This is a genomic window from Blautia sp. CAG:257 (genome assembly GCF_000433815.1).
GTDB lineage: Bacteria > Bacillota > Clostridia > Lachnospirales > Lachnospiraceae > Blautia_A > Blautia_A caecimuris.
Genome location: NZ_HF999056.1, coordinates 64,575 through 75,139 on the forward strand (window position 1 = coordinate 64,575; position 10,565 = coordinate 75,139).

8 protein-coding genes are annotated in these 10,565 nt (G+C 46.0%); all 8 read right to left on the reverse strand.

Annotated features, from left to right (window positions below; translation table 11 throughout):
* Positions 1–49: 49 nt before the first annotated feature.
* The 8 genes from QVP40_RS07575 to QVP40_RS07610 all read right to left on the reverse strand — a co-directional run bounded on the left by QVP40_RS07575 (position 50) and on the right by QVP40_RS07610 (position 10,413).
* Complete coding sequence (locus QVP40_RS07575; RefSeq protein ID WP_022067866.1) at positions 50–364, reverse strand: BMC domain-containing protein; 315 nt, start codon at positions 362–364, stop codon at positions 50–52.
* A gap of 24 nt (positions 365–388) precedes the next feature.
* Positions 389–1,621 carry a zinc-binding dehydrogenase gene (locus tag QVP40_RS07580; RefSeq protein ID WP_022067867.1) on the reverse strand — a complete coding sequence of 411 codons (1,233 nt, stop codon included), beginning with the start codon at positions 1,619–1,621 and terminating at the stop codon, positions 389–391.
* A gap of 17 nt (positions 1,622–1,638) precedes the next feature.
* Positions 1,639–3,027, reverse strand: a complete 1,389-nt coding sequence (locus tag QVP40_RS07585; protein ID WP_022067868.1) for an aldehyde dehydrogenase family protein — start codon at positions 3,025–3,027, stop codon at positions 1,639–1,641.
* Positions 3,028–3,058: 31 nt separating this feature from the next.
* Complete coding sequence (locus QVP40_RS07590) at positions 3,059–3,871, reverse strand: class II aldolase/adducin family protein (protein WP_022067869.1); 813 nt, start codon at positions 3,869–3,871, stop codon at positions 3,059–3,061.
* Positions 3,872–4,108: 237 nt separating this feature from the next.
* Positions 4,109–4,900: a glycyl-radical enzyme activating protein gene (locus QVP40_RS07595; RefSeq protein WP_022067870.1), complete on the reverse strand. Its 792-nt coding sequence runs from the start codon at positions 4,898–4,900 to the stop codon at positions 4,109–4,111.
* A gap of 83 nt (positions 4,901–4,983) precedes the next feature.
* Positions 4,984–7,503, reverse strand: coding sequence for a glycyl radical protein (locus tag QVP40_RS07600; protein ID WP_022067871.1), 2,520 nt, complete (start codon positions 7,501–7,503; stop codon positions 4,984–4,986).
* Positions 7,504–8,131: 628 nt separating this feature from the next.
* The gene (locus QVP40_RS07605; RefSeq protein WP_022067872.1) at positions 8,132–8,704 is read right to left on the reverse strand and encodes an SAM-dependent methyltransferase; all 573 of its coding nucleotides are present in this window, start codon (positions 8,702–8,704) and stop codon (positions 8,132–8,134) included.
* A gap of 101 nt (positions 8,705–8,805) precedes the next feature.
* Positions 8,806–10,413 (reverse strand): Na+/H+ antiporter NhaC family protein, encoded by a 1,608-nt coding sequence (locus tag QVP40_RS07610; protein ID WP_243270974.1) that lies wholly within the window; start codon positions 10,411–10,413, stop codon positions 8,806–8,808.
* Positions 10,414–10,565 lie beyond the last annotated feature (152 nt).

Here is a 10,565-nt window from a genome sequence, read left to right on the forward strand (position 1 = left end):
TTTATTTCTCCTCCTGAATCAAGTTTATATATTTGGGGACTATGTTCTGTCAGCTTTTATCAAGCGCGCTGATCTTTAACATTTTTTCCGTTCCCTCTTCAGGGTTCGGAATAATATAGTGCTGTACCACACCAGTCATCCGGTTCGCTACTTCCATTCCTGTTTCAACGGCTGCTGTCACATCCGTCACACTTCCGCGGAATTTGATGCATACCAGAAGCGGTACCGGCAGGCTGTCTGCATTTGCAGGCTTATTCTTATCGAATACCTCCAGTCGGACATTTGCTGCCTTACATCCGGCATCTGCCGCTACAAAGGCTGTGGCCAGCCCAAACACTTCCAGAATTCCTACAGCTTCTGCCATTTTGCTTCTCCTCTATTCTCCGGATTATTCATTAACGATGGCGATCTTCAGACCTGTCATTGCAAGGTTGGTCTCAAGAGCCTCATTGATCTGCTCAAGCGGGAACTTATGAGTGATAAGTTCAGACATCGGAAGTCCGATTGCCTTTGCTCTCTTGAGGAAATCAAAGGTAGTTGCATAATCTCTCAGGTTGTATACCCAGGAGCCAACCAGATTGATCTCTTTGGAGCAGAGATCAAAATGAGGATTGATCACTGCGTCTCCGCCGTTGATAAAGAAGCCAAGCTCACAGAGACCGCCGCCGTTGCGGATGAATTTATAAATGTTTGCATGTGCCTTCGGGTTTCCTGTGCACTGGAATGCAAAATCTGCAAGATGTCCGCCCTGAGCCTCTTCAACTGCTGCTGCAAGAGCTTCCACACCCTGATAATTCATAAAGTTTACAGTTGTGTTTGCGCCCATTCTCTTAGCAAACTCAAGACGCTGCTCATTTCCGTCTACTGCGCAGATGTTTTCAACACCCATGGTACGGAGAACGGCAATGCAGATCAGACCGATCGGTCCGCAGCCCTGAACAACAACTCTGCTGTTGAACTTCAGGATTCCTGTTGTTTTTGCTCTCTCAACTGCGTGAACAAGAACTGCACATGGCTCGATCAGAATACGGGAATCCAGATCCAGATCACTTACATTAAAGAAAGTAGAACCGAAATTTCCGCCTCTGATTAAGATGTAGTCCGCAAACCATCCATTGAATTTTACATCATCATCCGGAAGAAGTCCATATACATCTGCTCCGCCCACGTTTTTCTTATTCAGGTCAAACATTGTGATCTCCGGATCATCCTTGAAGATCATACAGGTAACAACCTTGTCTCCTACTTTCACAGCTTTTCCTGCTGTATCAACGGTTACGTTTTTACCCATGGCAACGATCTCGCCGGTTCCCTCATGTCCGAGAACTACCGGAATCAGGCCAAACGGGTCGTTTTTATATTCATGAGCATCAGTTCCGCATACGCCGCATCCCTCAACTTTAACAAGGATATCGTCATCTCCCAGTTCCGGAATCGGATACTCCTGAAGCTCAAAATGTTTTTTCTCGGTCATCATTGCAACTCTTGCAGTTTTCGGAATTCCGCCGTTTGCTGCCGGAGCTGCCGGTGCGGAAGCTGCTGCCGGAGCCGCTCCCTTTCCTGTCATACCGGAAAGAACCTGTTTTACAATTTCCTCAATATTTACATTGTTCATATCCATTGTTCTATTCCTCCTGATTAACGAATGCAAAGGCTGTCAGACATTACGCAGCGTCTTCTCTTTGTAAAAGTGCTTGCGCTTGTAAGTCCCTCTCCTGTACGGCTGGCAATAGTAAAGGTACAGAAGCCTTCTCCTCCGAATCCCAGCGCAGAATAGGACGGGCCGTTCTTTACAAGGATTGCGGTATCGATCGCTCTTGCATATTTTGTGATATTGTCAACATTTTTGGAGTGGATATGTGCGGAGTGGCGGTTGCCGTGCTCCAGCCATACAGCCTGCTCTACTGCATCGTCAAAGTCTCTTGCTCTTACCATACCGAGAATCGGCATCATAAGCTCTTCGGCGATCAGCGGGTGTTCCTTCGGTCCTTCGAATACGATGCAGCGGATATTTGCCGGCGCATCCACTCCAATCATGGACAGAAGTGTTCTCGCATCACGACCAACACATTTACGATTCAGCTTGCCGCCTGCCAGAACAACCTCTGTAAGCTTGTCCTGTTCTTCCTTGGAAGCCAGGTAGCAGTCATTTTCTGTAATAAGATAATGCATCAGCTCATCTGCAATGGAAGACACTGCAACAATTTCTTTCTCTGCAATACAGGGAAGATTGTTGTCAAAGGTACATCCGTTTACAATATCCTGAGCTGCTTTGCGGATATCAGCAGTTTCATCAACAAGTGCCGGAGGATTTCCTGCGCCTGCTCCGATTCCTCGTTTTCCGGAGGAAAGAACTGCTGTTACCACACCAGGGCCGCCTGTTGCGGCGATCAGGTGAATGTCTTTATGTTTCATCATAATATCGCTGGTTTCCAGCGTCGGTTTCTCGACTGTTACAGCAATATTATCCGGTCCTCCGCTTTCCAGGGAAGCCTCATTTAAAAGATTGATTGCATAGATAGATGTTTTGATTGCTGCCGGATGAGGGTTGAATACAACTGTATTTCCGCCTGCCAGCATACCCATAGTATTACACAGAACTGTCTCACTTGGGTTTGTACACGGAGTGATCGCTCCGATCACACCAAACGGTCCCATTTCGATCAGAGTAAGCCCTCTGTCTCCTGACCATGCTGTTGTGGTAATATCTTCTGTACCCGGTGTCTTATCAGCTACAAGATGATGCTTCAGGATCTTGTCTCCGACATTTCCCATTCCGGTTTCTTCTACACCCATGCGGGCCAATACTTCTGCATTTTCTTTAATTTTTTTGCGAATGCAGGTAATAATCTTTTCTCTCTGGTCCATGGACATTCTCTTTACGATCAGTTCCGCCTTCTTGGCAGCCTCGATCGCATCATTCATATCCTTGAAAATCCCATGTTTTCCGGCCGGAGCTTCCGCAATCTGCATTTTTGCCATAACTTCCTGTACAATTTCCTGTACCATATTCTCACTGATTGGCATGAGATTGTCCTCCTTACTTATTCCGTCAAAATTATTTCATTCCAAGCTGTGCCATTACCTGTTTTGTGATGTTTGCGATCAGTTCTGCATCTGCTTCCTGAGCTCCTGCCTCCTGAGAATGAGCAACCATGCAGCCGCCGCAGTTATGACAGTTGATGCCGTCTTTGTTCTGACAGAGATCTGCCGGATGTTTGCCTGGAAGTCCCATTTTTCTTCTGATCTCATAAAGTTTTTCGATTGTCTCTTTATCGAATTCCTTCGGGCCGCCCAGAAGTTTGCTCTGGTACAGAAGCTGTGCGTAGAATTCAACAGACTCCATTTTCATGTATGCAGCGTTCAGATCTGTAGACCATGTAAGTGCTCCGTGGCTCTCAAGAAGAACTGCATCAAAATATGGAAGATATTTTTCCAGTCTGTCCGGAATCTCGTTTGTGGAAGGTGTGCCGTACTCAGCGATCGGAACACATCCAAGAGCGATAACTGCCTCAGGCATGATCGGCTGTGTCAGCGGAATACCTGCGATTGCAAAAGAAGTTGCATATACAGGATGAGCATGTACAACAGATCCAACGTCTGGTCTCTTCTTATATACTCTCATGTGCATTTTGATCTCAGAAGAAGGTTTGAATCCCGGGTTAGCCTGGATCACATTACCCTCTGCATCTACCTTACAGATGTACTCCGGTGTCATAAATCCTTTGGATACGCCAGTCGGTGTGCAGAGGAACTCATTGTCATTCAGTTTTACGGAAATATTTCCGTCGTTTGCCGCTACCATGTTGCGGTTGTAGATACGTCTTCCGATGTCACAAATCTGTTTTTTGATTTCAAACTCGTTTACCATGCTTTTTTCCTCCTTAAGCAATTAGGTGTCTTATTTTATTTCTAAGGAGATTTTACTCCTTAAAACCAAAGTTGTCAAGGAATTCTTGTTGATTCCTGTTGTTTTTATCGGTATTATGTTGTTGTTTTTGTTGTGTTTCTATTTTTTGTCATTTTCCGAAAAAACATACAATTGCATATTTTCTTTTATCTCCGGATCCTGATTTCTTCTGTTATCATCCGTTATAATGCCGATCTTTTATCCGCCGATCTGAACATGCAGGGAAGTGATACTTTCTGCAGCCCGCTTCAGGGTTTTCATTTTTTCTCCGTCAGGAGGCAGTATCCCATCCATTAGATACGCTCTTCCCAACCCTTCATATTTATCCTGCCCCAGTCTGTGATAAGGCAGAAGATGAAGTTCTTTCACTCCGGGAAGAGAATCTGCAAAAGCGGCAATTCCTCGGATTTCCTCCACAGTGTCATTAAAGACGGGGATCACCGGTACCCGTATGATCAGCCTTGTTTTTCCTGAGAGGGCAACCTTTCTGGCATTTTCCATCATCAGCTCATTGGGTTTTCCCGTAAACTGCCTGTGCTTTTCGGGATCTGTATGTTTGATATCCATCAGATAAAGATCCAGATACGGCAGTATCTCCTGAATGCTTTCAAAAGACGCACACGCCATACTTTCGATTGCCGTATTAATGCCCCGCTCCTTCGCTGCCCTGAGAAGATCTCTGGCAAACTCAGGCTGGCAGAGACATTCTCCTCCGGAAAGAGTCATTCCTCCCCCGGAGCGATAATAATAAGGCCTGTCTTTTTCCACCTCGGCGATCATTTCCGCCACTGTGGTGTCTTTCCCGATCACCTTATCCTCTCCAAGTACCTTCATGGTCTGTATCCTGTATTCCTGAGATTCCGGATTACAGCACCAGCGGCACCGCAGGACGCAGCCTTTGAGAAAAACAATGGTGCGGATTCCCGGCCCGTCGTGAACAGAGTATCTCTGAATATCAAAAATCCTGCCCCTGGTATCTAAATAACTCATATTATGCCTTTCCGTTCATACTCTCTCATATTCTGATCCATTGTCCTGCTCCTGTTATATTTCGTCCGGACACCTTCCCACGATCAGAATCCCTGTTCTGTTCTCCGGATAATATCATCCTGAAGAGATCTTGACAGAGTGGTAAACAGTGCGCTGTAGCCGGCAACCCGGACAACCAGATGTTTATATTTCTCAGGATTTTTCTGAGCGTCCAGGAGCGTATCTCTGTCAACCACATTAAACTGCATGTGCATGCCCTTCTGATCAAAATAAGAACGGATCAGTGCGGTAAATTTCTCAAGGCCCTCTCTTCCAGCCAGCGCAGAAGGATGGAATTTCTGATTAAACAGAGTTCCGTTAGATACAATAAAATGATCCAGTCTGGCAACGGAATTTGCAGCCGCAGTAGGGCCGTTTACATCCTTTCCTGCCGAAGGCGATACTCCGTCTGCAACCGGGGTATGAGCGTAGCGTCCGTCCGGCGTCGCTCCTGTCTGACCACCAAGAGGAACATTTGCAGAAACAGGGTAAAGCCCTGCCTGGAACTGACCGCCTCTGGGATTCTTATAATTCTGGAGAGGTCTTGTATAGGTATAAGCCACATCTCTTGCGAAATAGTCAACCTCCGGGATATCATTTCCGAACTTCGGAACCTCATCGATCATATGATGAATTTCCTCAAAACGTGCTTTCTGATCTTCTGACGGCTTCATGGCCAGCACTGTTTCCAGTACAGATTTCACAGCAGTTTCATCAATAGTACAGCCCTGATGTTCCATTTCCTTCAGGATAGATGCGGTCATATCCGCAGCCGTCTGACTGTCAATGCCCTTGCCATAGTTCCATACAAGAGCTTCTTTATATTCCTCCATGGAAACTTTTTTGTCTCTGTATACAAGCTGACGCACCGCATAAAGAGAATCCGCCATATTGGCAATTCCAAATCCCTGAGGACCGGTAAAATTATATACCGCGCCGCCTTCCTGCACAGAAAGGCCTCTCTTTATGCAGTCATCCACCATGGAAGACAAAAACGGCAGCGGACATCTTTCTGCGTGAGCCACATCAATGGCATTGTCAGCATTTACAAGAAGGGAAATGCAGTAATCCATCTGCTTTTTATAAGCGTCATAAAATTCCTCAAAGGTGGTCATTTTTGTCACATCACCTGTAGGAATCCCAACCAGTTCCCCCTTATCCATTCCATTGGAAAATACCAGTTCCAGAGGACGGCACATGTTAAAGAATGCCGCATCATGCCAGCCGTCTGTTTTTCCGGCTTTCTGAGGTTCTACGCATCCGATAATGTTATACTCTCTGGCATCTTCAAGAGAAAGTCCTCTGTTCTGAAGAGCCGGAATGATTACTTCGTCATTATAATAAGCCGGAAGTCCGATTCCTGTTCTGGTCAGCTCTGCCGCCTTGATCAGAAATTCATGCGGAGTGCCGTTCCATACTCTTACGGAAAGAGACGGCTGCGGCAGCTGAACATGCATGGATGCCTGAATGCACATAATCGAAAGATCATTAGTCACATCCTCTCCGTCTTTGTTCTGTCCGCCTGCGATCAGATTCTGAAACAGACTGTACCCGGCAAATCCCTCTGCTGAGGCAGCATCACGGCATTTATTCAGATCGTTCAGTTTTACCCAGATACAGTCCATCAGTTCCTGCGCAAACTCTCTGGTGATATTTCCATTATCAAGATCCCTTTTATAATAAGGATACATATACTGGTCAAAACGCCCCGGAGAGATGGAATGACCGCTGGATTCCAGCTGAAGAAGCTGCTGGACAAACCAGAAAGACTGACATGCCTCATAAAAGCTTCCGGCTCCTCTGGCAGGAACGTGGCTGCAGTTAAGGGCAATCACCTCAAGCTCATTTCTTCTGACAGGATCACTGCATTCAGCAGCCATTTTTTCTGCCAGCGCCGCATAACGCTGTGCATATTCCATCACTGCCTGGCAGCTCAGGATCACTGCATTTAAAAAGCGGGATCTTCTTGCATAATCGTGGTCACCCACCTGACATCTGTCCAGCTCCGCCTGGGCTTTTGCCATGATTCCTTCGTATCCGATCGCAAGAACTTCCTCATATTTTACTGTTACATGACCTACACCGTTATAAAAATAATTTCCCGGCGTAAAAATATTGTGCTCAATGGCTTTTATTGCTTCCGGAGCCATGTAGGAGGTTGCCAGCTCACTGGTTGTCTTCCCTTTCCAGTATTTATGTACCTCTCTTAACTCCTGTTTTGTCTCTTCGGCAATGTAAAACGGGTCCGCGCTCCTCGTTTCAACCGTATCCAGTTCATCCTCCAGCCACTGATAAGAAAATTCCGGATAAGTCTGACAGCCTCTCGGCGCAATGGTACTGCTGCCTACGATCAGCTCCTCATCACGTATAATGATGGGAATATGACGCAGAATATGAGCAAATGCCTCCGCACGCCTGGTAATCATTGGTTTGCCTTCGGTTGCCTGATAGGATTCTGTAATCAGCTTCGCTCTGGCAGATTCGATCACCGGCATTTTCTCATACAGATGGTCAACCAGTCGTGTAATTCTGGATGACTTGGGAATATCTGTGGTATTAAACATTTCCACGCTTCTCCTTTCTCACAGCTTTTCCGGACAGAATCCGGCTGCCGTGTATCATATACAGCCATTATACGCCATCCTTCCCTGTGCGTCAACAAAAAGCAACATGTTTTGCTCTGATTCAACGAGGTTTTTTGTGTAATTTTTGATTGTTTTTTGTTGTTTTTTATTTATTGTACTTTTGTAGAAACAAAAGTAGAAAAAATCCGCTTTGTTCTTCCTGAATCTCTCAGACCTTGAAGTGCTTACTCCTGAACTGTCATAAACGGTCATATCCTCATGCATCCGGTTACATACTTACAAAGAGTTTTTATTTACCGGGACCTGCGGGGTATGTTTTTATCTTTCTTTTAATCAAGGTTACATACTTACAAAGAGTTTTTATTTGCCGGGACTGCAGGCACAGAATCTGCCACTTTCCCGGTAAGCAAAAAAGAGACTGCCGATTCTGTACCGTACCTGTCAATACCACAAAATCTGCCAGTCCCTTTTCACCTGCTTCTATTCAGTTTTTATTTTTTAACCCTGTCCAGGAACAAAGCCGGCCTTTGTCACTGTTCAGAGGGCACTTTTTATTTGCCTGAAAAGTCAGTATCGAATGTACCGCCTCCCTGATAAGTGGAAAAGATCAGAATTTTTCTCTCTGGTCATTTCCCGGAAACAGATCCATGCACCGGATCGTTTCCCGGTGTTGCAGTTCATCCAGGCCGTTAAGATACGCCTCATATTCCTGAGAGGGATAATAAAAATACAGCCTGATCTCCCGTTGATTTTCATACCAGGATTCCATTATTCTTGCCATTGCCTGTTTAAGGATTTCCAGACAGAACGGATTAAAGAAAAAGCATCTGTCCACCTGTGCCGGAACCTGATAAACTGCCGCATCCTGCTGTATAAAAGATATCTTCCCGGAAGAAACTGCTTTTTCCTGATTCCGAAGAGCCGCCTGGTAAAACCGCTCATTGTATTCAATCCCAACAGACCTGCATCCTGTCTGATAGGATAAGAAAAAATCCACCCTTCCTTTTCCGCAGCCATAATCAAGGACTGTGTTTTTCTTTCCGATCTCTCCGCTGTTTCCAAGCCTTTCCAATACCGAATAAGGCGTGGGCTCATAGGGGTATTTGTACTGATCTGAGCCTGTATCATCCCGCCCTGAGGTACGGATTTTTAACAGCCTGTCCCAGGAATCTTCATTCATAGCAAATCCTTCCTCCTCTTCCTGTCTTTATACACACAAAAGCTTTTTCATTTTCCGGGGTTCTCTGCATCGTTTGTATGTAGTGATCTGTGAAGTATCACTTATTTACGGGATTCATTGTCCAGATGCTCCTCCAGTGTAGGATGCATATGGCGGATTACCATAATAGTTATCAGCATCAGCGCGATTCCCACCGGAAGGGCAATCCAGGCTGTTTTTACAAATCCCGCCACCAGATAGGTCACAAAGGATACTGCAGCCGCCAGAATTGCATATGGAAGCTGAGTAGACACATGATTTACATGATCGCACTGAGCTCCTGCAGATGCCATGATCGTTGTATCTGAGATCGGCGAGCAGTGGTCTCCGCATACCGCTCCTGCCATACATGCAGAAATGGAAATGATCATAAGCTCCGGATCAGAGCCCTCAAACACAGCTACCACAATAGGAATGAGAATTCCAAAGGTTCCCCATGAGGTTCCTGTTGCAAAAGCCAGGCCACAGCCAACCAGGAAGATAATTGCCGGAAGGATGTTCATCAGCCCGCCTGCCGCAGAGCGCATTGCGTTTTCTACAAATGCTGCTGCTCCAAGACTGTCTGTCATGGATTTTAAAGACCAGGCAAAGACCAGGATCAGAATTGCAGGAACCATTGCCTTAAATCCCTCCGGAATAGAATCCATACAATCCTTAAAAGAAAGAACTTTGCGCACCATATAAAAAACTACTGTAAGAACCAGAGCAAATGAGCTTCCCAGAGTCAGACCTACAGATGCATCGCTCTGAGAAAACGCAGTGACAAAATCTGTTCCGCTGAAAAATCCTCCTGTATAGATCATACCGATCACACAGCAGATCACAAGGCACACGATCGGAATCACAAGATCGATCACTCTTCCCCTTGGGTTTACTCTGCCTTCCTTTTCTGCATCCGCATAAGGACGTCCCTCTGTTGTATAAAGGTCTCCCTTCAGAGCATTGACCTCATGAACTCTCATACTTCCAAATTCTGTTTTTATCAGCACCATACCTACCATCATCACAATAGTAAGCAGAGCATAAAAGTTGTATGGAATTGCTCTGACAAAAATAGAAAGCCCGTCCTCGCCTTCTACAAATCCGCTGACTGCCGCCGCCCATGATGAAATCGGTGCGATAATACACACCGGAGCTGCAGTTGCGTCGATCAGATAAGCAAGCTTTGCTCTGGATACGTGGTGCTTATCCGTTACCGGACGCATAACGCTTCCAACGGTCAGACAGTTAAAATAATCGTCAATAAAAATCAGAACTCCCAGAACAATAGTAGCAAGCTCTGCTCCCACTCTCGTTTTGATCCGTTTGCCGGCCCATCGTCCAAACGCTGCCGATCCGCCTGCCTTGTTCATCATGCACACCATGGCTCCAAGAATCACAAGGAAAATAAGAATTCCCACATTATAGCTGTCAGACAGAACACTGATGATTCCTCCCTGAAAAATATGGGTTACAGTTCCCTCAAAAGAAAATCCGGAATAGAGAAGTCCTCCCACCAGGATTCCCAGAAACAGAGAGCTGTATACCTCCTTAGTGATCAGCGCCAGCGCAATGGCCACTACAGGTGGTACAAGCGCCCAGAATGTAGCATAGAGAGCCGGCTGTGCGGCTTCCTCTGCTTCCGCTGCAAATACAGACAGCGGACTTGCCAGAATTCCCAGAAGCGTCATTGTAAGAACTGCCAGGAATGCTTTTCTTTTATTTTGCATATCTTTCCTCCCTCTGATATGAAAAGAGCCATGGATGTGTCTCCGAGCGGAGTTCTCCATGGCATCTGATCCCTGTCCGATATTTTAATCTGATCCTGTCAGTCCCTGATAGC